At 42.1% G+C, this 24,170-nt stretch carries 22 protein-coding genes; 7 read left to right on the top strand and 15 right to left on the bottom strand.

The window, feature by feature from the left end:
- Positions 1-72 precede the first annotated feature (72 nt).
- On the top strand, positions 73-282 hold the full coding sequence (locus NST25_RS22435; RefSeq protein WP_340392508.1) for a hypothetical protein: 210 nt from the start codon (positions 73-75) through the stop codon (positions 280-282).
- 77 nt (positions 283-359) lie between these two features.
- Here the strand turns inward: NST25_RS22435 and NST25_RS22440 are convergent, their stop codons facing one another.
- The 3 genes from NST25_RS22440 to NST25_RS22450 are packed head-to-tail and all read right to left on the bottom strand — an operon-like array spanning position 360 to position 3,287.
- Complete coding sequence (locus NST25_RS22440) at positions 360-1,373, bottom strand: Gfo/Idh/MocA family oxidoreductase (RefSeq protein WP_340392509.1); 1,014 nt, start codon at positions 1,371-1,373, stop codon at positions 360-362.
- Positions 1,374-1,404: 31 nt separating this feature from the next.
- Positions 1,405-2,418 carry a Gfo/Idh/MocA family oxidoreductase gene (locus NST25_RS22445; RefSeq protein ID WP_340392510.1) on the bottom strand — a complete coding sequence of 338 codons (1,014 nt, stop codon included), beginning with the start codon at positions 2,416-2,418 and terminating at the stop codon, positions 1,405-1,407.
- Positions 2,419-2,438: 20 nt separating this feature from the next.
- Positions 2,439-3,287: a sugar phosphate isomerase/epimerase family protein gene (locus tag NST25_RS22450; protein WP_076130236.1), complete on the bottom strand. Its 849-nt coding sequence runs from the start codon at positions 3,285-3,287 to the stop codon at positions 2,439-2,441.
- 182 nt (positions 3,288-3,469) lie between these two features.
- On the opposite strand from NST25_RS22450, the gene NST25_RS22455 reads away from it, so the two are divergent.
- Positions 3,470-4,375, top strand: coding sequence for an AraC family transcriptional regulator (locus tag NST25_RS22455; protein WP_076281361.1), 906 nt, complete (start codon positions 3,470-3,472; stop codon positions 4,373-4,375).
- 467 nt (positions 4,376-4,842) lie between these two features.
- Here the strand turns inward: NST25_RS22455 and gnpA are convergent, their stop codons facing one another.
- The 4 genes from gnpA to NST25_RS22475 all read right to left on the bottom strand — a co-directional run bounded on the left by gnpA (position 4,843) and on the right by NST25_RS22475 (position 10,400).
- Positions 4,843-7,002 carry a 1,3-beta-galactosyl-N-acetylhexosamine phosphorylase gene (gene gnpA / locus NST25_RS22460; protein ID WP_340392511.1) on the bottom strand — a complete coding sequence of 720 codons (2,160 nt, stop codon included), beginning with the start codon at positions 7,000-7,002 and terminating at the stop codon, positions 4,843-4,845.
- 26 nt (positions 7,003-7,028) lie between these two features.
- Positions 7,029-7,883 carry a carbohydrate ABC transporter permease gene (locus NST25_RS22465; protein WP_312150139.1) on the bottom strand — a complete coding sequence of 285 codons (855 nt, stop codon included), beginning with the start codon at positions 7,881-7,883 and terminating at the stop codon, positions 7,029-7,031.
- A gap of 9 nt (positions 7,884-7,892) precedes the next feature.
- Positions 7,893-8,834: a sugar ABC transporter permease gene (locus tag NST25_RS22470; RefSeq protein WP_244886367.1), complete on the bottom strand. Its 942-nt coding sequence runs from the start codon at positions 8,832-8,834 to the stop codon at positions 7,893-7,895.
- 90 nt (positions 8,835-8,924) lie between these two features.
- A complete protein-coding gene (locus tag NST25_RS22475; protein ID WP_076302696.1) occupies positions 8,925-10,400 on the bottom strand; it encodes a carbohydrate ABC transporter substrate-binding protein in 1,476 nt (491 codons plus the stop codon).
- Between the two features lie 347 nt (positions 10,401-10,747).
- Here NST25_RS22475 and NST25_RS22480 point away from each other — a divergent pair, with 347 nt between their 5' ends.
- Both NST25_RS22480 and NST25_RS22485 read left to right on the top strand, forming a co-directional pair.
- Positions 10,748-12,487 (top strand): sensor histidine kinase, encoded by a 1,740-nt coding sequence (locus NST25_RS22480; RefSeq protein WP_076130231.1) that lies wholly within the window; start codon positions 10,748-10,750, stop codon positions 12,485-12,487.
- A 4-nt stretch (positions 12,488-12,491) separates the two neighbouring features.
- Positions 12,492-14,108 carry a response regulator gene (locus NST25_RS22485; RefSeq protein ID WP_340392512.1) on the top strand — a complete coding sequence of 539 codons (1,617 nt, stop codon included), beginning with the start codon at positions 12,492-12,494 and terminating at the stop codon, positions 14,106-14,108.
- Positions 14,109-14,125: 17 nt separating this feature from the next.
- On the opposite strand, the gene NST25_RS22490 is transcribed toward NST25_RS22485, so the two are convergent.
- The 3 genes from NST25_RS22490 to NST25_RS22500 all read right to left on the bottom strand — a co-directional run bounded on the left by NST25_RS22490 (position 14,126) and on the right by NST25_RS22500 (position 16,927).
- Entirely contained in the window at positions 14,126-14,719 is a 594-nt protein-coding gene (locus NST25_RS22490; RefSeq protein ID WP_076130254.1) for a DinB family protein, read from the bottom strand.
- Positions 14,720-14,786: 67 nt separating this feature from the next.
- Complete coding sequence (locus NST25_RS22495) at positions 14,787-15,734, bottom strand: YafY family protein (protein WP_076130229.1); 948 nt, start codon at positions 15,732-15,734, stop codon at positions 14,787-14,789.
- On the bottom strand, positions 15,731-16,927 hold the full coding sequence (locus tag NST25_RS22500) for a macrolide family glycosyltransferase (protein WP_340392513.1): 1,197 nt from the start codon (positions 16,925-16,927) through the stop codon (positions 15,731-15,733). Before NST25_RS22500 ends, NST25_RS22495 begins: the two co-directional genes overlap by 4 nt.
- A 147-nt stretch (positions 16,928-17,074) precedes the next feature.
- On the opposite strand from NST25_RS22500, the gene NST25_RS22505 reads away from it, so the two are divergent.
- From NST25_RS22505 to NST25_RS22515, 3 genes are all read left to right on the top strand, one after another.
- Positions 17,075-18,265 (top strand): coenzyme F420-0:L-glutamate ligase, encoded by a 1,191-nt coding sequence (locus NST25_RS22505; RefSeq protein ID WP_076130227.1) that lies wholly within the window; start codon positions 17,075-17,077, stop codon positions 18,263-18,265.
- Positions 18,266-18,356: 91 nt separating this feature from the next.
- Positions 18,357-19,256, top strand: a complete 900-nt coding sequence (locus tag NST25_RS22510) for a LysR family transcriptional regulator (protein WP_076130226.1) — start codon at positions 18,357-18,359, stop codon at positions 19,254-19,256.
- Between the two features lie 78 nt (positions 19,257-19,334).
- Positions 19,335-20,276: an NAD(P)H-binding protein gene (locus tag NST25_RS22515; protein WP_076217959.1), complete on the top strand. Its 942-nt coding sequence runs from the start codon at positions 19,335-19,337 to the stop codon at positions 20,274-20,276.
- 393 nt (positions 20,277-20,669) lie between these two features.
- Here NST25_RS22515 and NST25_RS22520 read toward each other — a convergent pair whose 3' ends face one another.
- The 5 genes from NST25_RS22520 to NST25_RS22540 form a co-directional block, all read right to left on the bottom strand.
- Complete coding sequence (locus NST25_RS22520) at positions 20,670-21,809, bottom strand: 5-methyltetrahydropteroyltriglutamate--homocysteine S-methyltransferase (protein ID WP_340392514.1); 1,140 nt, start codon at positions 21,807-21,809, stop codon at positions 20,670-20,672.
- 172 nt (positions 21,810-21,981) lie between these two features.
- Positions 21,982-22,584 (bottom strand): GNAT family N-acetyltransferase, encoded by a 603-nt coding sequence (locus tag NST25_RS22525; RefSeq protein ID WP_340392515.1) that lies wholly within the window; start codon positions 22,582-22,584, stop codon positions 21,982-21,984.
- A gap of 278 nt (positions 22,585-22,862) precedes the next feature.
- On the bottom strand, positions 22,863-23,054 hold the full coding sequence (locus tag NST25_RS22530) for a hypothetical protein (RefSeq protein WP_339281257.1): 192 nt from the start codon (positions 23,052-23,054) through the stop codon (positions 22,863-22,865).
- Positions 23,055-23,131: 77 nt separating this feature from the next.
- Complete coding sequence (locus NST25_RS22535; RefSeq protein WP_340392516.1) at positions 23,132-23,482, bottom strand: MmcQ/YjbR family DNA-binding protein; 351 nt, start codon at positions 23,480-23,482, stop codon at positions 23,132-23,134.
- 23 nt (positions 23,483-23,505) lie between these two features.
- On the bottom strand, positions 23,506-24,129 hold the full coding sequence (locus NST25_RS22540; RefSeq protein WP_076130221.1) for a hypothetical protein: 624 nt from the start codon (positions 24,127-24,129) through the stop codon (positions 23,506-23,508).
- Positions 24,130-24,170 lie beyond the last annotated feature (41 nt).

Genomic DNA, 24,170 nt, shown 5'->3' on the forward strand with positions numbered 1-24,170 from the left:
GATAAATCATGGTAAAATAACTCCTATGGTTTAATATATCATCATGTACAAGATGTCACCGGAGGGAATAACATGCCACAAACATTAGTGAAAAATATTGATTTTTTTATAGCTGCCTTATCCCAAACCTATATTTCTGCGCTACAGCTTGATCCTGATGGAATGTATTCAGAGGTTGCTTCAGGAATTGTTGAACTGTTCTCTGACGAACAAGTACGGCTGAGAAGATATGACGGATCAATATCCCATTATGCAAGAGACAACACCAAATTTCAGCGATGACAAAAGGACGTGAACTGGAAAAAGGTCATTGTGAATGATCCTCTTCCAGCTCACGTCCTTATTCACTCTACACACAACTAATCTAGCACAATCCATTCGCCTTCAGCATCCGCTGACTTCATTTCTGCTTCCACGATTCTTAGAGACTCCGCTGTACTCTCTGGCGTACAAATAATGATAGGCTTATCCTGGATAATAACATTCAGAAAATATACAAGCTCTCTATAGTAGCCAACATCCGGTGAAAGTTCCGCTAAATAGCCTGCCCCGTCATTCGGATTGACCTTGACCTCGCTGCCATCAAACACTATATTTCCACGTTCAAAATTAACCCGGTAACCCATGTAAAAACCAAAGTCACCTTCCAGCGTCCAATCCACCTGAGCATTAATTACTTTTGCATCCTTATAAAAATAGTGAGTCGATGCGATATCATATCCGCTTCCCGGAAGGACATTACGTCCTAAGGATGATACTTTATCCGGCCTGCCGAACAGGTAGTTAATCATATCCGTATCGTGAATATGCATATCCATAATGCCTCCACCGCTTAGTGTCTCATCAAGAAACCAATCCTTAGGAGCACCAGATCCCCTGTAAAAATACCCTTCCGTGACCTGACCGAACTGCCCGCTCTCTATCACTTCTTTTAAATACTCATACCCCGGCCAAAAACGGAGACAATGTCCGATCATCAGTTTTTTCCCACAGCGGGCTGCCGTTTCCACCATTTCCAGCGCTTGTACGGAAGTTCTGGCCATCGGTTTCTCACAAAAAACATGATATCCACGCTCCAGCAGCGAACAAGTCATTTCCGCATGCAGATAAGTAGGAACCGCAATGTCGATCATATCCAGTTCCTCACTGGCTATCATTTTCTCCAGATCATCGTATAGATTGTAAGCTGACAAATCATAGACTTCCTGGGCAGTGCTCATATTCCCGGCTGCTTTTCCATCCTTTAATTCCTCAATTCGCAAATCACAGATGGCTTTAAGGGCAATGGGCTGCCCCTCTTTCGTTAAGCGCACATAATTATCAAAATGCATCCGGCCCATAAATCCAAAGCCGATCAAGCCTATTTTCAACATCGTGAAGTCTCCTTTACTAAAAGTATGGTACTTAACGTATCCGTATCCAGGCCCCTTCCTGATCAGCCGATTGGATTTCAGCCTCAATGATTTCTATGGACTGGGCAGCACTTTCGGGCATACATAGGGTCACTGGCTCATCGTTCTGGATGATTTTCAAGAAATATACCAACTCTCTGTAATATCCGGTATGCGAAGAAAGCTTCGCAATGAACCCCGGTTGACGATTTGGATTCACCTTAACTTTCGCGCCATCGAAGACTACATTTCCCCGTTCAAAATTAATCCGATAGCCCATGTAAAAACCAAAGTCGCCTTCCAGTGTCCAGTCCGCTTGGGCATTGACCACTTTTCCATCCTGATAAAAATAATGAGTGGAGACGATATCATAGCCACTTCCCGGTAAAACCTTCCGCCCAAGCGTTGATACTTTATCCGGTTTCCCAAACAAGTGATGGATGATGTCCGTATCGTGTACATGCATATCCAGCATACAGCCGCCACTTAGCTCATCATTGACCAACCACCCTTTAGGAGCACCGGAACCCCGGTAAAAATAAGCCTCTGTCACTTCACCGAACTCACCGCTAGCTATAACCCCCTTCAAATATTCATATCCCGGCCAGAAGCGAAGACAATGACCAATCAGCAATTTTTTTCCGCTGCTTTGCGCCGCCGCTACCATCTTCCAAGCTTCTGCGGAATGTCTCGCCATCGGCTTTTCACAGAACACATGATACCCTCGTTCCAGCAGCGAACAAGTCATTTCAGCATGCAAGTACGTAGGTACTGCAAGGCTAATAGCATCTAGTTCTTCTTTTTCGAGCATATGCTCCAAATTCTCATAAAGGCTGTAAGGGGATAAATCATATACCTCGTGGGCTGTGTTCATATTCCCCGCGGATTTAGTATGTTTAAGGACTTTAATCTGCGGGTCACAAATGGCAACCAGAGAAATCGGATGGCCGTCTTCCTGCAATTGAACATACTGATCAAAGTTCATTCGGCCCATAAATCCAAAACCCACCAGCCCCACTCTGAGCACAGCCTTCACCTCTCTTAAACTTAGTAACTAGTGCGTCCTAAAATAGCATCCATCGCTGCAGAAGTATTAAAAATGATTTGCTCCGAATAATGCGTATATGGCGGTATCATTTCTCCAGTAACATAATTGCTGTAGCCGATCTCTTGCAGTGCTTCCATAACAGCAGGATAATCCACATCCCCAGCAAGTAGATCAACAAATCCATGAAGTCCTCCGGCTGCCCGGCGGTAATCTTTGAAATGCACCTTCTTGATTCTATGGCCTAGAATCCGTATCCACTGCTCTGGATAACCAGAATGAACGATATTCCCTACATCCAGATAGGAACCTACGTAATTGGAGCCTACAGCATCTATAAAAGAACGTAATTCGAGCGGAGACAGCAGGAATTTATTCCACACATTTTCAATCCCAATAGAAACACCCGCCATTTTTGCATCCTGAGCCAGATCACTGATCGCCTTCAAGGCTCGATCATAAGCTTTTTCATAATCGACTATTTCACAGCCCTCAATAAAATCCACACCAACCGCACCAGGAATGACAAGAATCGTATCTACGCCAAGTGTTGCTGCCAGCTCCAATTGTTTTTTACATACATCGATAGCCTTCGTCCGGTTCGCCGCGGATTCACTTGTCATGGCATATGACCAATATAGTCCTGTCGCCAGTCCTGCAATTTCTAACCCCATCTCCTGAATGGAATTTTTGATCTTAATAGCTTCTTTCTCAGTGGTTTGCAGGCCAAGTTCACCCGATTCATTCAAAGATAACTCAATTCCGTCGAAACCTGCCGCTTTAGCCAGACGTGCACATTCTTCGATCTCCGTACCTTCGCGAAACGACCAAATGTTTATTCCCTTTTTCATCTGAATCCTCCTCAAATTTGTTATTTTCCGTTTTTTAAGATTTTTCCCTAAGTGCGCTTATATCCTTGATTTATTTATATTATAATAGATTGTAAGTTGAATTTATTTAGGTGAACAAGAGATTTGTTGCACGATTCCGGTCTATTTAAAAATTCATTTTATACTGTATGGGAGGTTTATTCGTGGCTGAAAAAGAACCCCGTTATCCCCTGAGAAAACAGGTCCCCTCCCGGGAGTGGTCACCTGGCATTCACTACGCACAATTCCAAACCCTCTCACCTTGCCTCTTTCCAAGAAGAAGATTGTATGATTTCGAGCTGCTATACGTTCGCCAGGGGAAATTATCAACAAAGATGGATACGGAGGAATATATCCTGAATTCAGGACAACTGATATTTCTTTCTTCCGGGGTATATCATCAAAATGCGATTGTCTCAGATTCGGAAACCAAACTCATTGGGATCCATTTTGATTTTTTTGGGGAATCGATTATTACAAGCGATGAAGACATGCTGGTCAATGAGGAGGAGGTTATGGACGAGAAGTTTGCCTTGGAAGCTGTGACCGCTCCTTTTATGCCATTGTCACAGGAGCCCATTTATACCCCGCCACCCGAATGTATCCATGCGATGGAACAGCTCGTGCATGAATTTACGATGCGGCCTGCCGGTTATGAATGGGTCTGTCGGGGGTTACTGCTCGGCGTTCTAACCTCGCTGCTCCGAACACAAAGCTCCCGGAATGCAGCTAAATCTTCCGTTCATACCGGGCGGATCAGAGCTTTAATCGATGAGATGGATTCAAAGCTAGCAGACCGCTGGAGCAATAAATCCATGGCTGGTGCCATGAATATGCATGAAGACCATTTCTCCAAGTTATTTCGTGAGGTAGCTGGCATGCCTCCTGGTGAATATCTCCGTTCCATCCGGCATCGAGAAGCACGCAAGCTGCTGCGTGAAACGGATTGGCCGATTGAACAGGTCGGGGATAAGGTTGGTTATCCTGATATCCATTATTTCAGCAGGGTATTTACCGCAAATGAGGGGATTTCTCCGCGGGCTTATCGCAAAATGTCCCGGATACTCTAGATACGGAAAACTCAAGATATCTCAATCCAAGTAAGAAAAACTCCCAAAACATTGAGGGTGATGGGTCATCTGCTTTGTGTGATACCTGTGGGGGCCGATAAACAATATACATTGTACGGTGAGATGTGCAATATGCGGGGCGGCGAACGTTCGTGTTTTCTGCGTTAATGCAGTATGCGGGGACGGCTCTAAAACTAATTAGGGAAAAACTCCCTGAAAACAGCCAATATTCGCTCTAAATGAACGAAATCAGGGAATTCCTCCCTAATAATAAGAGGAATAACTATAATTGCTAACGAATCAGCTAAACTTTGGGGAGGTTTTCCCTGATTATTAGTCTGATGACCAAATATCCCGGAATTTCAGGGAGAAATTCCCCAATCACTCTATCGAAGCAGTACAATTCAGGAAAGTTGGAGATAACAGCAGCCGGAAGTCTAATTATTCGCCGTAGTTACGGCTGACTCTTAATGTGTGATCTCAAATTGAAACCACACACTTTCCATCCCACCCAACTCTATTTCTTGGATCACGGCGTTATCCATCAGGATCGTCGTCTTTTGGATCTCGGAAGTGTTATTTACGGCACAATATCGACCCGTCTCAGGATACGCGTGACATTCAACATTCGGATTCACTGAGAACCATGAATACAATTGCTCCTCTTGATGTGCGGCCCAAAAGATCGCTCGGCTGAGTAGTCTGGTATTCTGAATACTATAGGGAAGCCCCGCGATATAAACGCCCCGCCCCTGACCAAATGAGTTCACGGCAAGATTGCAGCTGCCTTGGTGCACGTCCAATATTTCTGCTCCGGCCTCCGCTTGATAAATCATGGTCATCCCTTCACCATAATTAATCTCACCTTCCAGATCTTCCGTTATGAAATGACCCTGCACAGGCGTTACCTTGGGCTTATTGATGCTTGCTGTAAATCCGATTTCCTTCTGAACACCCAGAATATCCGCTAGTTGAAAAAGAACCCCTTGATGTTCATAAGCTGATGGATCACCAATCCCAATAAAACCGCCCCCGTGCTCCACCCACTCACGAAGTGTTGCCACAACTTGCGGATCGCTCCATTGATCTCCACCGCTCCAAGAGGTGTGTACATCACCCGCGTTAATAATCACACCGATACTAGGATCAATCCCACTTAACCTGATGTCATCAAAGCTTATAAACTCAATGTCGAACGGCAAGCCCGCCAATGACTCTAATGCCCCTATGTAGGAGTAACATCTTTGATTCCATAATGAATGAGCCACTTGATGTGTCTGCCAGCTTCGAAGGGAGCCCCAAGTATTCAGAACCGCCACTTTAAAAGGAGCTTTAAAAGGCTGTGTCCCTTCTGCATTGGCATGAATCCCTTTGAACTGCGTCGCAATCTCTGTCACATGATCTATAAAATCCGGAAATTGATGCGCTAGACTTAAATATCCGCCATACCCCATCCTGCCAACTGGTTTACGCATGAGCGCACGCCGGCATTTGATCCAGATCGGCATGGACTCTCCGACAGGGTCTCCCCCTTCAAAAAAGACATCAGGAAAGAAATAAGGATAGAAACGTGCCTCGGTATCCTTAATAGGTATATCCGCAATCATACGGGTTGTAACGCCATCTCCTGCTGCCCCTACCACTGCGTCGAGCCCGATCTCCGGAAAATATTTTCCATAAGGCTCTGTACCAGCCCAGTGATCCCCAAAAAACATAATCGCTTTCTTCCCGAAATCATGCACCATTTCTACACATTGTTTAGCATAACCTGCGATGAATTTCTGATTGAAGTCCATCCAGTCCATATATCTTTGGGTCGGGTTCTTAAATGGTGTGTTATATCGCCCCTCATCCACAAAATCTTCTGCAGTCAATCGGTACCCATAAGCTTGTTCGAATTGCTCTAACGCAAGTGGACTTACACAACTCAGATAGCCAAACCAATTCACCTGTTTCTCCTTACCTTCCTTGTTAAAAATCAAATCAAAATTATAAAAGAAGGTCGTAAAACGTACGATATCAGTCTTGGGATGTTTCTTCAGCCAATCCTCCAGCACCTTCAAAACATGCTCTTGAGCCTCGGGATAACGAATATCCAACGGTAAACGATGCTCCTCATCCCAATCATTCGTGATGTGGTTGTACATGGAGACCGGCTCCCATTTCTGGTAGGCCAAGAAACTGACCGTATACTTGTGAAATTGTACCGCCTGTTCAAGTGTGACAATTCCCTCTGCGTAACTCCAACATTCAGAAGGTAATACTTCTCCTGTAGTCCGGTTTACAACCTGCCAATATTTTTTTATATCCACATCTGTGTTAGGAATAAATTGCTCGGCAAAATAATCAGCCATAATATCGATGGTCTTCACCTTTGAAGTTACTATTACTGGAGCAGACATCAGATAAATCTGCTGTCTATATTGCGGATGCTGCTTCGCCCACTCATTGTCCTCACGGACAAGACAAAGCGTTGAATAAATTTGCAGACCCATATCGAGAATGTCCTGCGATAGATTCGTGCCATCACTGTCACGTACGGCATCTACACCCCATCTTTCGACGAGATCGGCTATGACCTCTTCCATCCCTGTTTCACCAGGCAGTGTAAATCTTCCTTTGTCCACGTAACTTCCCTCCATATCTTTGTTGTTCAGCCCTTAATTCCGCCTGCGCTTATTCCTTGGAGCAATTGCTTTTGTCCTATCACATATAAAAGAATCGTTGGAATCAACACTAGGATCAGCGCGGCAAAAAGTGCACTCCAATCAGTAGCATAACGTTGTACCTCAAAAAGATTGGCTAAACCTACTGGCAATGTTTTTTTGCTATCACTTTGAATTAAGACCAATGCCAGCGGATACTCATTCCAAAAGCCCATCGCTGCCAGCATACAGACCGTCACAATGCCCGGTTTAGCAAGCGGCGCAACAATTCTGACGAGCACTCCTGTGTTGCCACAACCGTCAATCTTAGCGGCCTCTTCATAATCTCTAGGGACGGACTTCAGAAATCCACTTAATACAAAGATGGCAAAGGGAAACTGCAGAACAGCATAGATTAAACTGAGCATCCCGCGATTGTCTAACATCCCGAACGAATTCACCTGCAGAAATAAAGGAACCATAATATAGGAGGCTTGCAGAAAAATACAGGCCATATAAAGGTTAAGGATTAGTTTGGAGCCCCAAAACTTAAATCTCGTTAAGACATAAGCCATAGGAACCACAAAAATAACTAAAATCGCCGTGGATAACACCACAAGAAAGATAGAGTTCAGGAAATAACTCCCCATCTTGGATTTCTGAAAAGCACGTACATAGTTATCGAAGTGTAGGGCTTGTGGAAAGGAGAAGGGGTCGGTCAGAAATTCTGTATTGCTTTTAAATGAGGCTAAGAGATTCCATATAAACGGATATAACAAAACAATGGTGGCTACAATCAGAAACAGCCGCGTGATCCAGTTAGCAATATTCATTTTTAGAAGACTCTGTTGATTGCTTGTCATCCTTCTCCCCTACCCTTCTGCTCGATTTGTAAGTAGTCTGGACAGAAAAGAAAGCACAAAGGCGAACACCAGCGTAAATATAGCTATAGCCATGGCATAACCAAAGTTCGCATTCTGGAAGGCCTGCGTGTACATGTAGTGGAGTAAAACAGTAGTTCCACCTGCCGGACCACCACCAGTCATTACAGTTACAACTATAAAACTTAAATTGATCGTACCAGCCAGAGACAACACAAACGTAATGCCAATAATATCTTTTAGCAGAGGGATCGTAATACTGGTAAGCTTCCGGAAATATCCCGCACCATCAATAGTCGCCGATTCAAACACATCCGCAGAAATCCCATCAATCGCAGCGATATACATGACCATATAGTAACCAACCGCTTGCCAGATCAGTGTAACGGCTACACACCACAATGCTGTTCGGCTATCTCCAAGCCAGGGTCTGCTCAGTTGATCTAATCCGATGCTCCCCAGAATATTATTCAAAATGCCCATGTTGGGATGAAACACAAAGGACCAGATAATTCCGACTACCGTCAATGAGATGATACTAGGAAAGAAAAATACGGTTCGGTAAAATCCTCTTTCCTTCAGCTTCGTCTGCGTTAATAGAAAAGCAAGCACCAGCCCAAAAATCAACGTAATCACTGGCACGACCAGCATCAGTTTAAATGTATTGCTCAGAGCTTTGAGGAACATCTCATCCTGAAACATATATTTATAGTTATCCAAAAAGATAAACTTGTTCTCATCACTCATCCCGGTAGCATCCGTAAAAGACATAAAAAATGCCCGAAAGGTTGGAATAATCATAAATACGAGGGTCAACAGGAGCGTTGGAATCGTGCATACCGCTATGAATAGCTTAGGATTTCTGGTTTTCGCTGTCCTAATCTTTGATTTCCTCTGTCTAGGAGCTACTTCTGCCAGCTGCATTTCAGACATCTTTCTCACTCCCCTTCATACAAAATGCATCCCGTTCATAGATAACCTTATCCATTCCTAACAGGATGCATTTGCATGAGATACTATAGATTATTTACTAGCCGCTTTCTCTTTACGAATCTGTGCAAAAGCTTTTTCCACATTATCCATCCATTGATCTGTGGTCATTTGGCCTGTCATCACTGGTGTGACCGTATTCTTGAACATTTCAGTGACTACACTAACCTTGGAACCCTTCGGTAACGATTGCCAGCCCTGTAAAATAGAAATGGAACCATTATAAGCCTCAAACATGTCATAGACACCTTTAGTCAAAAATGGCTTAGACAGCTCCTTCGCATCGTTAAGCGCATACGCCCCATTCGCTTTTTCCGCAAATAGTTTTACAGATTCATCGGTATACAGGAACTTTAAGAATTCCTTAGCGAGCTCAGGATTTTTGGCCTTAGCAGGGATGGAGAATTGCTCGTAGCTGGAAAGCACATACTTCTGATCGCCTTTATTGAACACAGGTACTGTTGTCATCCCAAATTCAAATCCATTTTCTCTAGGTGAATCCTTCATTTCATTTTCCATCCAGTTCCCGTTTACGATAAACAAAGCTTTACCCATCATCATATCGGTCTGCGACTGTGTATGGTTCAAGGCAACCGTGCCGTCCATCAGATAACCGTCTTTAGAGATTTTATAGAAAATATCCAGTACTTTTTTGATCGTGTCGTTCTTAAATGAACCTTCCTCATAAGCAAAGACTTTATCCAGCGTTTCTTTTCCCCCCGCACTCGCAATGGCCGGGTAGAGAATTTCCTCCAAATAATCCGGATAGATGCCTTGGTAAGTGAATAAAGCCCGCTTCGTTTTGGTTCCATCTGCATTAACCAGATAGTTCTCCTCTTTGTTCAGCTCATCCCCTAAAGCAAAGAACTCCTCCCAAGTCTCAGGAACACTCCAGCCTTTTTCTGTGAACAGTGTTTTATTGTAAATCAAGCCCATCGGTCCAGCATTAAAAGGTGCGAGATACGTCTTTCCATCTTGATAGGGCTGAAATCTTGTACTGTCCAGCATCCCCGGTAGAATCATATCCTTAAGCGTCTCCTCTTTATCAAGCGCTTTGCTTTCAAATACATCGCTGATATCTAGCAGTCCTTTTTCTTTAATCAGTGAAAGCACGATGCCACTTTGCTCTGTATCTGTAACGGATAGGAAGTCGGGAGGATTACCCGCAACAATCTGCGGCCGGATTACTTCACCAACTTTAGGATTAATCGTCATGTTCACTTTCACACCTGGATAAGCACTTTCGAATTTGCTGACAATTTCATTCCAATAATCCGCACCATATCCCCCTTGGAATACAGCAATGCTAAGTTCCTTGTTATCAAAATCTTTAGCAGGTTCTTCTTTAGTCTTCCCGGCGTTCGTTGTACTTGTAGCTTGCGCGGTGCCCGCAGCTTTCGTTGAATCAGATTCATTCGAGGCAGCAGGTTTATTATTGCTGTTCCCACAGCCGAGCAACCCCACACCTAGCAGCATTACTGCCAATAATGTACTCATAGTCTTTTTCATAAACGCCCTCCTTAAGATATTCTTGTAAACGCTTTTTTAATAATCTAAGTATAGAAGGATTTACGCTATATTTACATTTACAATACAAACCTACCTATGTATTATCTTATCCATCTTCCAATGCGAGCTCGTACAAGCTTATTCATCAGGGTCACATAACCTGTAAACTTAGCCGTTAACGGAATGGATAATATTATCCATTCCATAGATTATTCTCACTTTTCGCCGCTGCATATATATTCCATAGTTCTTTTTATGTTAACTTGTAAGTAAAAGATAGTGAATGGGAGGTCATCCACCTGAGTCGACGCAAAGGGAAGCTGCATTTTCCTAATCCTCCGCAAATCATGCGCAAGGTTAAAATTCAAAATCGCTTAACCGTCATTTTCTTAATCGTATCCGTGATCCCAATCATCTTTATAGGTTTCTACTCCTACACCATTTACTCCAAATCTATTAACAATAAATTAAGTAAATCCACATTTCAGGCTTTAACACTGCTTAATCGAACGATGTTAAGTGAACTTAACAACTATCAATATCTTGCAGGCTCTGTTTCTACCAATAGTATTATTCAGGAGCGTTTATCGGCAGCACCAAATGAACCCGCTCCTAGCAATGCTGCCATTAATCATGCCATGGACAATTTATATAGAACCATCTACCCCGGATATGTCCAGAACGTTCGGGTCATCGACGCCAAGAACCAACCTATTTATGAATTAGGCTACGATGGCATCCCCAATCCTAAGTATGAAGAAATTATGAAACAAGTAGAGCTCAATGCCCCTTATGACAGTCTTAACTACGCAAAAAGCTATCGCGCTTACAATACCATTGTCCTGGGCCGGAAAATTTTTGATCAAGATGACATTGGCGTTCCCTTAGGTCATGTGTTTGTTTTTATTGGTGGGGAGTTATTTTCAAAAGTCATTCTTTCCAGTGTGGATTTAGGTACAGGTTCCAGTCTCCTTATTATGAATAGGGAGGGAAAAGTAATGTCCTCGAATCAAAAGGATACTCCGCTAGGAGAACCCTATTATAAAGATGAACTTTTTAAGCAAATCAAGACACAAGAGGCAAAGAAAAACCATTCCTTCCAAGGCATGGTCAATGGCAAAATGCAGCAAATCTCCTATATTAACAATAATCAATTAGGCTGGTACATGATTTCTACCGTGCCCTTCTCTTATATCAATTCAGAGACAAGTAAAATCACCACTGGACTACTTATTGTTGTCAGCATCATTGTAGTCGTGTGTATTCTAATTATTATCGTATTGTATAAAAGCATCCTGAAACCAATCAAACAAATCATCGTCTTCTGCAATCAAATTTTTTATGGTGATCTATCGAGCCGGATCGAAGATCACAGCAACGATGAAATGGGCGTGTTGGCCAATAGAATTAACAGCATGGTCAGTAGAATGGAACAGCTGATGAAGGATCAAAAGAAAGATCTGAAAAGAAGACGTTCGCTCGAATTGCAAATGCTGCAATCGCAGATTAATCCTCACTTTCTTTTTAATACACTTAACTCCTTACGATGGCTGGCGATGATTAACCAGGTTCCCGTCCTTAGCGACGGCATCTCCTCACTAGCTGAATTGCTGCGTAGTACCATTATCGATCAAGATGAGCAAATCACCATCAAGCAGGAGCTGAACAATCTGGATCATTATTTTGCCATTCAAAAAATACGTTATGCCGACAGGTTTGACATTGAATATGACTTGGATGAGTCTTTATTACAGAGCATGATCCCCAAGCTCATCCTGCAGCCGATCGCAGAGAACGCGATTCTTCATGGAGTTACAGATATAGGAGGAAAAGTTCTAATCCAAATTAAGGTATACGCAAAAAATGAATACACCCTTATTATTGAGATCATCGATAACGGAAAAGGGTTTGACACCACCAAATCTGAAAAAGCTGACAATCTGTCGGGTATCGGAATTTCAAATGTGGCCGATCGCATTAAACTTCAATACGGTGAGAGTTACGGGCTGTTCATCACAAGCTCAATGGGTCATGGAACCTGCTGCCGCCTAATTATCCCTAAACAAACATACGAACTTAAGGGGTGATACTATGTATCCTATGTATAATGTAATGCTAGTGGATGACGAACCTATTGTTAAAGTCGCGCTCAGAACCATGATTCCATGGGAAGAGCTTGGATACATGATCTGTGCTACTGCCTCTGACGGAGTGGAAGCCTTAACACTTGTAGACAAGTTTAATCCCCATATCATCATTACAGATCTCAAAATGCCTAATATGGATGGTCTGCAGCTGATAAAAGAACTGAATAACAGAGGGTTTGCAGGAAAAATTCTGGTGGCGAGCAACCACGGGGAGTATGAGTTAGTTCGTGAAGCCTTAGTGATTGGGGCTATAGATTATATGCTGAAGATTAGTATGAAAACGGAGGATTTGATCCATTTGCTGGAGAAATCTACGAAGCTAATTCAAGAGCAGCTTCAATCTAGGCAGCAGCAGGAGACCCAAACACAGTTATTGCAGCACAATTTAAAAAGCGTGAAAAATGCGCTGCTAAAAGATTATTTCACCGATCCTTATTACGATGTGCAGCAGCTTGATCAGCATGATGCTATAAGTTTCGCTTTCAGCGAAAGCAGCTGTTATTTATTCTACATTACTTTTGAGCAGAATAACGCGACCCAAAACGAAAGACAAAATCATATCTCCGTATCCTTTATTGAAAACATCATCTTGGATATCTTGGAGACCGTAGATCAGTTAGAAATTATTCAGCTAGAATCTAATGGGCTGCTGCTTCTAATCTCCTGTGATACCTTAGACGATCATCAAATTATCCGCACAGACTTTATCCAGAGGGTCATTCGGTTAATCAAAATGTATATTTCTATCACCCCTACTATTGTTTTTTCTGATCCTGTACGGGGATATGCTGAAGCAAAACGAACCCTAGAGCGATGTAAAGAATCCTTGCAAATCCAATTTTACAACGAAATAACGATTATAGATCCAAAGGATGTTCATTTAAAGGATACGCTGGACTTCGAGGATGTACATGATTTCTCGACGCAATTAATTCAGAACTGGAAGCTTTCAGGGGTTGAAGCCGTTAATCAAGCAACTCAGCAATTTCTCGACATCTGTAAATCCAAGCAAATTAATCCTGCTGAAACCAAAAAGTTCATCGTAAATTGTCTGCATTATCTTCCCTTATGCGATGCTCATCTCATTGTCGAGGATCCGAAGCTTTTGAAGACCTATATAGAAAATATCGCCAGCAGTAAACGTACCACTGACGTTCTATCTATAATGGAGCTTGTGTTCCAACTATTCTCCCATCAAAAGCAACAGATCGTAACTACACACAATAGAGATGTTAAACAAGCGATTGACTATATCAACACACATTATCAGAAGAAGCTGACCTTATCTCTGATTGCCAAGCATGTCAACTTAAGTGAGAACTATCTGTCCAGAATCTTCAAAGAAGAAGTGGGGCAAAGCATCATTCACTACATTAATACTGTGAAAATGGAAAAAGCCGCAGAATTAATACTTAAAGGGAATCCATACATTAAAGAAATTTCCACGCAAATCGGTATACACGATCAATTTTATTTCACCCGGTTATTCAAAAAACACTTTGGTGTTAATCCTAGTGAATATAAGAATCACGTTCAGGCCACGCTTGGTTCAGGAAATTAAGACCATTCCAACTCTTTTTATGATCCTTTCACAACCTGAATGTTATTGATGAACCCTTCTTTAGGTGCAAATATGGAATTAAACAACAACTCTTTGTTTAACCGCTCCAGCTGCAGAAGATGATGACGATAGTGCATTTCAATAAGTAGGAACCATTCCTCCGCGCATAGTCCACCGAATCGCGGGTGAGATACGGTATTTTGTTTGGACGCTTTTTCAAGAGAGGGTTCGATCTCTCTCATTCTTTGAATGACTGTACGTAACCCTTGAATTAATTGTTCTTTGCTCTCCGGCTGCTCCGGCGTATATTGGGCGGAAGGCGGAACCTGAATACGAATGGGCGGAAAGCTTCCTTGCGCAAATATAGCCGCACCATCCTCAGTTTTCCCCACATGAGCTACTAAGGGATCTTGGTCTAGCACAAGGCATTGATCAATATTACGAAGCTGCATATACAGCGCCGAGTTAATGAGATGCTGAAACATCTGTCCGATGGACCAGGCGTTTTCACTCGGCTTTTGCTTCAACTGCTCCAGATTGAATCGCTCCAATTCTTGAATATAGTATGTCGCAGTTTCTTCAAATCGTTGTAAGACTTCTTTTGTTGTAATCATCATATATCAGCTCCTGTAGTCATTGATGGTCCAAGTATACAAAAACGCTACTGACAGCGTTATGTCAGTAGCGTTTTAACATTATTTCTATTTCATTTCTAACCTGATCACGGAAAGATTCGGGCTCCAGCACAACCATACCGCCTCCCCAGCCAAGCACCCATTGCAGCAATTCCCCTGGCTCGCGAACGCGAAAAGTAACAAGTACCCCCTCCGCATGCTCCTCAATAGTTTCCATATAGAAATTATTTGATTCCCTTACCTTATCGGCTATGTCAGCTTGGACTAAGATAAGCACATGAACGTTGCGATCATCAGGAGGTTGGTATACCTCCAGATGAAAATCTGCTGGCAGTATAAATTCATCTTCCAGATTAATAAGCTCCCTCATTCGGGATAACCGGAAATGACGGATGTCTTGACGCAATTCACACCAGGCGATGAGTACCCATGACCCGTGATGAAGCACAAGTCCATAAGGAGCAACCGTACGAATACTTTGACGGTTCCCATCGGCTTCGGCGATTCTTTTGGAATAACGAAATCTTATTTTCCTTCCCTCCAATATCGCTCCACGAATGGCTTCCAAACATGCCTTCTCTTGTATGGGTGCTATATCTTCTGCGGATGCAAATAAACGAAAACTTTTGCGAATCTGTGATGCTTCACTGCGGATAGCTTCCGGCAGGATGGCTTCTATCTTTGCTTTAGAACTTCTAGCCTTATTACCATAGTGTGCATCAAACCGCTGCTCGATAAAATCAGTTCCGATAAGCAATGTCACTGCTTCGTCCAGCGTGAAACTAACGGGTGGCAGGAAATACCCCTCGATTAAGGAGTAACCCTGCCCTGGCGCTCCTATAATGGAAACGCCCGCTTCACTCAGTGCCTGAATATCCCGATAGATCGTTCTTACGCTCGTTTCAAACGTAGCAGCCAAATCCTCCGCCCGTAACATTTTGTTACGCTGCAGTTCAAGCACTATAGCTAACAACCGGTCCATTTTGTTCATACGACTCCCCCTCCCCGAACAATCTCATCAACAGCTCGTCGATACCCACCCGAGTTCCGAAACGATTCACTGATATTAGAGACAGCTTTTTTATAAGATAAATTGCTTAATATATGATCTACGGCTTCTCGTAGTTGAGTTGCAGTTAAACTTTGCATTTGTAACTTAATACCTGCTCCGACTTGGACGACTTGCTCCGCAATTATTGGCTGATCCGCACTTTGTGGAATTACAATAAGCGGAACCCCGTAATAAAGCCCTTCATTGATACTGTTCATTCCACCATGTGTAATAAATAACTTTGTGTATTGCAGTATATCCGTTTGTGGAACATAATTTTTCACGAAAAAGTTTTGCGGAATTTCCCCTAAATCCGTGATTTGGACTTTATCTCCAATTGACATCACAATAGTGTGCTCCGTGTTCCCCAATGCTTCAAAACAAAGCTTATAGAATTCAATGGCTTGGTTAAAAACTGTGCCGAGTGAAATGTAAATTAGACTTTTCCCCTTAATTGCCATGAGGTCGAAGTTTTCTGGAGCTAATCGTGAAGAGATGGAGGGTCCTACAAAGATATAAGACGGGTCGAAAGCTTCTCCCTCAGGTTGAAACTCCCTAGTTGTATAAACGATAGTAAGTGGGGCAGGATTACAAAACACTTCATAAGGGGATTCGATGTCCACATCATATTTGCCCTTCACCATTTGCGTCAAGCTTTGGAATTTATCCTTTATAGGATTAGTTACTTCTGCAGGAACTGTAGTATAAAATTGTTCTAACATTTCATCGAATGCTGCTTTTGTCTGCGCAAAAGAAGTACAGGAGCTAATGGCCGGAAGCCTAAGAATTTGAGCTAACAAACGTCCACAACCAAACATAGAATCATGGATGATGTAATCAAAATGCTCCCCTTTGATCTGTTCAAGAACGCTTGGAATAACTATATCTGTCGTAAGTAAAAGACCGTTGATTCTTTCGAGTACATAATTTCTTCCACCTGAGATAAAAGCTTGTATAAATTTCTGATCGTCAAATGTTCGTACTGTAGCCCCCGTCATCTCCATACGTTCTCTATAAGCTTCTATACAAAAGTACACTACCTCTTCGCCACGAGAAATAAGCTCTTCCACAACGCCAATCGTGGGATTAATATGTCCCTCTGATCCACCATTAATAAATAACACACGCGCCAATTGTAATCCTCCTTAACTATAAATCATTTTTATATTAGATATTATAAACATTAATTTTACTTATATCGCTCTAAAAGGGTATAGTAATATAGGCTTTAAAACCATTTTAATAATATAGAGTATACCCTTATTAGAGGAGAGATCATATTGGAAAGAGTAGTTGGAACAGTTGTACGTGGACTTCGCGGACCTATCATTAACAATGGGGATAACATTGAAGAAATCGTAGTTCAGACGGTATTGAATGCAGCAACAGTCGAGGGTTTTTCGATCGAAGATCGTGACATTGTGACCGTAACTGAATCCATTGTTGCTCGGGCACAAGGAAACTATGCAACGATCGACAATATTGCTGCTGATATAAAGGGGAAATTCGGCGAAGAAACCGTAGGGGTCATTTTTCCAATCCTTAGCCGTAACCGGTTTGCTAACTGCTTACGCGGTATTGCCAAAGGGGCACAAAAAGTAGTCCTAATGTTAAGCTATCCAGCTGATGAAGTAGGAAACCACCTTGTAGACATCGACGAACTAGATGCTAAAGGTATCAATCCATGGACAGATGTATTAACAGAAGCTCAGTTCCGTGAGTTTTTCGGCTATATTAAGCACCCATTCACAGGTGTTGACTATATTGAATATTATAAAGGTTTAATTGAAGCTGAAGGTGTGGCTTGTGAAGTCATCTTCTCCAACAACCCAAAAACCATTTTAAACTATACAAAAAATGTATTAACTTGCGATATTCACACTCGCTTCAGAACCAAACGCATTCTCACAAACAATGGAGCTGAAAAAGTATTTGGTTTGGATGATATTCTTACACAATCAATCGATGGCAGCGGCTTTAACGAAGCTTATGGTCTGCTAGGATCAAACAAAGCTACAGAAGAAAGTGTAAAGCTATTTCCAAACAACTGCCAGCCTATCGTGGATGGTATCCAAGCAAAAATCAAAGAAATTACAGGTAAAACTGTAGAAGTTATGGTTTATGGCGATGGAGCATTCAAAGATCCAGTTGGAAAAATCTGGGAGCTCGCAGATCCAGTTGTCTCCCCTGCTTACACTGCCGGACTTGATGGAACACCAAATGAAGTAAAATTGAAATACTTGGCCGATAACAACTTCTCTCATCTTCGTGGTGAAGAGTTAAAACAAGCCATTTCTAAATACATCCAGAATAAAAATGATGATCTAGTTGGTGCGATGGAAGCCCAAGGGACTACACCTCGTAGATTAACTGACCTGATTGGATCATTATCTGATTTGACTTCTGGTAGTGGCGATAAAGGAACACCAATGATTTATATCCAAGGTTATTTCGATAACTATACAAAATAAGAGTAGTACAACAAAGGGAGTCTCTAAACGAGGCTCTCTTTTTTACTTTCTGGGTTATAATAAAAGCAAACAGCGGCAGGCGGAGGATACTATGAACATAAGAAGGATTAAATATTTTATCGATCTCGTGGAATGCAGAAATTTTACGGAAACAGCTAAAAAGAACTATGTATCGCAGACCACCATTAGTCAACAAATCGCCGCGCTTGAAGAGGAATTCAACATTCAATTAATTGACAGAAAGCAGATCCCTATCGAGCCAAGCAAAGCCGGATGGCTTTTCTATGGCGAAGCTCTCATCCTCTGGAAGCAATATAACCATATGAAGCTGAGCATGGAAAACTTTCAAAAGTATAATACGCAATCCCTGAGTATCGAATATGCGGCGATGACGGATATCCAAAGTTTGTTGAAATTGATTCCCTCGTTTCAGGATCATCATCCGAATATTAAGCTGGAACTGAATAAAGTATTGCTAAAAGATATTGCAGAATACTTGCTAAAAGGGATTTACGACGTGGCTATTGCCTTTGATTCCGAGTTTCAGGGAAAAGAGGACATTGTAACCTATCCCTTATATAAGGGACGTTATTGTGCGGCTGTGAGTCATCACCATCCTCTCTTTCATCATGAATCGATCGCCAAAGAGGAGTTATATGAACATCCCCTAGTCATGCTGAATCCAACAGCTATTGGAAACTCTTATCATCTAATGATCCAGCATGCAATTGAAGACGGCTATCAGCCGAATATTCTTCGAACCGCAGACGATGTGGAGACAGAATTGTTTTATATCATCACGGAGAATTTGATTGGCTTTTTCCCGGATAACTATCAGCTCGCTTATCTTCAAGATGAAGTCCGGCTAATTCCTTTAGATGATTCACACCATACCTTTGCAATCGAAGCAGGTTATCTCAAAAATAATACAAACCCGGCCTTGCCCTCCTTCCTGCAACAAATCCAAATTGGATTTAGCAATCGACCATAAGTTTTATGTGTTAGACTATGTTCTTTTTTTCACATAATATAAGGGTATAAATCATATCCACAAGGAGTGACAACGATCATGGGTAAATTATTGTTGACTGGTGTCGATGGAAATCTAGGGAAGCAAGCTGCGGAATACTTGTTGGAGCTGGTAGATAAAGACCAAATCATTTTTTGCGCTTACGATCCGGCATGTTTGAAAGAATATGCGGAACAAGGGATTGAAACACATGTGACCAACTTTAATAACAAGGAAGGCCTTGCCGAAGCTTTTGCTCATGCCGATAAACTCGCTCTAATCTCCATGCCTTTTGTTGGAGAGAAACGTCAAAATGCACAAAAAAATGTGGTTGATGCTGCAAAAGAAGCTGGAGTCAAACAGATCATTTATACTTCTTTGGTCAACGCAGCCGATGAAAGCAATCCAAGCGTAGAAAAAATTGACCATGTGTATACCGAACGTTATATTCAAAGCGTTGGGTTAGACTATATCTTCCTTCGGAATTCCCAATACGCGGAAGCCATGATAACCAATTACTTTACGTATGTGAAGGGTGACGGGGTATTAACAAACAATCAAGGTGACGGTAAAATGGCTTATATCTCGCGGAAGGATTGCGCAAAAGCCGTTGCGTATGCCCTAGCCTCCAATAACTATCAGGAAGCGATTCTAAATATCAACGGGCTTGAATTGATGACAATTACCGACTTCATTAAGATTGGTAACGAAGTAACGGGCAATCATATCACCTACAAAGAAAATACGGATGAAGAAAATTATGCCGTATTCGAAGCAATGGGCGTGCCTAGAACCACCGATGGTGCATTTAAAGAAGGCTCCGAAGCACCCTTTTCTTCAGAAGGTATGGTTACTTTCGGACAAGCTATTCGTGAAGGAAAAATGGATGTTTATACGGACGACTTCAAACAACTTACTGGTCAAGACCCTCTGACCGTGAAATATATGTTTGAACATGCCGATGAATTCCAGGTTGGCGAAAGACACTCTAAAGACAATTAAAAGCTGCCACTCTTACTTCTTAGGCTAAATCACCCCCGTTTATTAAACGGGGGTGATTTCTTTTATATTGAGCGTGGCACAAAAACTCCGTAAAGCTCAATCATATGCTCGCCCTGGAGATAATCAAGGAATTCCTCCCTGAAATTCGACTGATTTGGCGGTAAATCTTGATATTGCTCTGTTTTTAGGGAGTTATTCCTTAATTTCATTCATTTAGAGCAATTATCGGCTTTTATTAGGGAGGTTTTCCCTAATCCCCCGTCACGGTATAGATAGAATTGGCCAAGTATATCGGTATTTCACTGTAGAACAAAATGCACCTTTAACCGTACGGATAAACATCCGAATGGCTAAAGGTGCATTATCTTTATCTCTGTCTATTTTTAATTAAAGTTAGTTCCAGATCTCTTCAGCAATTTCTTTAATATAAGCAAGCTTACGCCATTGTTGCTCTTCAGTCAGGTGGTTGCCTTCTTCCGTGGAAGCAAAGCCACATTGCGGGCTAAGGCAAATCCGGTTTAGATCAACATATTGCTTCGCTTCCTCAATACGCTTCAGAATATCCTCCTTGCTTTCAAGCTCACCAAATTTGGATGAGAACAGACCTAACACAACCTGCTGATTGTCTTTCAAGAAGCGCAATGGCTTGAAGTCGCCTGCACGTTCGGTATCAAACTCCAGATAATAACCCGAGTAGTTATTGATATTAAGAAGCGTTTGCGCGATAGGCTCGTAGCCTCCACCTACTCCAGCATAAGTCGAAACATAATTGCCCCGGCATACATGGGTCGTTACAACAAGATCTTCCGGCAGATCGGTTACAACTTCCTCATTCAATTTTGCAAGTTCGCTTGCATATTCAGCTACGTTCACGCCAATCTGATTCATAAACGCTATAAACTGTTCGTCGCAAAGCGCTCCCCACGTACAATCGTCGATTTGAATACTGCGGCAGCCCGCTGCATAGAAGGCAAGAATCGATGCTTTGTATGCTTTGGCAATATCCGAGATAAGCTCTTCGCGATTCGGGTATAATTCATTTGTGCTCTCCTTGTTTTCCGCCCGATCTAGCTCGAACAGGAATTGTGCAGCCGCAGGAATCGATTGACGCGCAACAACGTCCTCACCAGCAGCATCTTTTAAAAATTGATAATGCGAAACAAAAGGATGGCTGCTGTAGCTTATTTTCCCGGTCAGTCGGGCTGTTTCTGGTCTGGACTCTGCACCGTTAAATTGGTAACCTTGGTCAATAATTGTCCGATCTACACCGTCAAGTCCCCAGAAGAAGTCGAGGTGCCACCAAGAGCGGCGGAATTCACCATCGGTTACCGCTTGAAGACCCACCTCTTTTTGTTTCTGCACGAGCTTAACGATTTCGTCGTTCTCTACTTCCTTCAACTGCTCGGCAGTAATTTCACCATTCTTGAATTTTAATCTAGCCTCTTTCAACGCTTGGGGGCGCAGGAAGCTGCCCACGATATCATATCGAAATGGAGTAACGGTTCGTTTTTGGGGTTTGGTCTGAATGCTCATATATTAATCTCCTCGTAAACAAATTATTAGAATTAATATAGCATAACCGACTGACTATACCGATCTACCAATGCGCTATGGCAGGTTATAAGTATTAACTATAGCTAGATTCAGCGTGATAATTAGAAGGGCATGCCAAAAAAGAAAGAGGCGCATGAGTAGCGCCTCTTCTTTAACAAATCATATCGACGGATATTACATAGTAATTAAACTCCGCAGTAACCTCGAACCCAACCGACTGATAGAGGGATAATGCATTTCTATTTTGAGTGACCACGCTAAGACGAATCTGAGTATTCCTCTGATCTCGCAAGATTTTAACTACCTCTGAAAGAATTTCACGACCGTATCCTCTGCCTTGACACGAAGGAAGCACACAAAAATCATGTATAACCGCAGTATTTGTATCTAAATCATTGACTCTGATCATCCCAACCGGAATCATGTTGTCCACAGCAATGTAAGTAATCCGTGCCGGTTCTCTTGTACGAGTTAAATAATTCCTAGTCCAGGACTCTGAATCACCAAAGGCTTGTGATGAACATTTAACCATGAACTCTAAATCCAGATCTTCTTCCAATCGCACAACTAAACCGGAGTGGCTTGATCCAGCGATTTGTGCCCGATTAAAAACCATGAGGAATTCAGACGGTGCAGCACTTGCCCCTAAATACCGGATATAATCCATCCCTGATTCAGAATTAGAAGGTATCCTAAAACGGCAAGTTTGTATGCCTTGCATTTGCATATCTGATGTGGCACAAGAATGCCTCATCTCCGTCTATCTCCTTAAGGCTTTCTACACCCACCCTCAAACTTGACTTGTCGGACGTCTTGCAAAGGTGTTCTAATATTCGGATTTGGTCAATGTAATGCTTTGAAAAGTCACTCATTGTACTAATGTTATATTCTTGCATCCAGTACCCTCATTAAGAAGGAAATACGCAGTTTATGGACGAGTAGGCGTTATCCTTCTAAATTCTGTCCACTTAATGATAGTTACCAATGGAACCGCCTCCTAAAAGTCAATATCTTCACTCTAAACCAGGGTAATCATAAAACAAACCTTATAACTAAAAAAATGACGGCAATTATAACCACAACGATCAACAGATTGGTTACCTCGCTCCAAAATCCAGGAACGCCTTCAGTATGATATTTTTGCGCATTTACATCATGGTTTGCTTTATGGCCTCCAGGGTCCGTCATATTGGGATTAGGTCCTGAATTAAAAAAGTCAGACATAAAAACAACTCCTTTCCATGATTATAAACCATATTATACCAGTCCATTACCATTTAAACGACAAATTAATGCCACATTCAGTATATCGTTTGTCGGAGGACTTTAGGGAGATTTTTGACAACCCTATCGTAAGAGTGATCAATCATTAAATAGATATCCGACTCTGGTAAGGAGCCATCCAAAACAATCGTATTCCAGTGTTTTTTGTTCATGTGGTATCCTGGCCGAACGCTCTCATGCTGCTCTCGCAAGTTCCCTGCAATCACCGGATCACATTTTAGATTTATGTAAGCATAATTCCCCTTATTCTCAAAAATAAGCGCGAACATTTTACCGGCAATCTTAATCACCAATGGATCGAATCCGAAAGGATAGTCCTTTGTTGCTCCGTTCTTTTTTAAACAGTATTCAATAATATTATGGGTCAAAATCAGTCCCTCGCCTTCTCAGCCTAACCAATTTGGGAATAAAAATAAGATAAGTGTTCCTTTGATAAGGCTTTATCGATTAGTTCTTTATCATAGCCATTTTTTTGTAATGCAGCGATAATCGCTTGTGTCCTATCTGATCTTTTTCGTCTTAAATTAGATTCCAACTGTATTTCTAGCGGAACCGTAGGAATAGTATACGGTCCGATCTCCACGTTTTTGAAATGGCTCCAAATGAATTGTCCACCTTCCCATATCCCATCACCATCCATAGAATCAGGAATTCCAGCTGAATTGGAAATATGAACAACCTCCACCTTAAATCCATCGATTATCCAACTCCCTTTTGTCCAAGAAAATCCCGAAGAAAAGGTTTGAGTGAATGTAGGTTCTTCTAAAGAAGATAACCAGTTATCCCCATGAGGAAATTCACATTTATCCAAAAGGGAAAATCCTTTAAGAAGTTCTGCAAATTGGTCAATCCCTTCCTTATTCCTTGTATAAATATCAACGTCTCCTGGGGTCATTTCACAGCCCTGAAGAACCGAACCGACCGAGCCAACCAAGATCCATTCTAAATTCGAATTCATTTTGGATGAAAAATAAAGTTCACATACCTTTGACAAAGCTTTTTTCCAGCTATACATAACTTCACCCCAAATTAACTAGTAAGTTCAAGTGCACGAAA

The sequence above is a fragment of the Paenibacillus sp. FSL E2-0190 genome (genome assembly GCF_037992965.1).
Lineage (GTDB): Bacteria > Bacillota > Bacilli > Paenibacillales > Paenibacillaceae > Paenibacillus_AQ > Paenibacillus_AQ odorifer.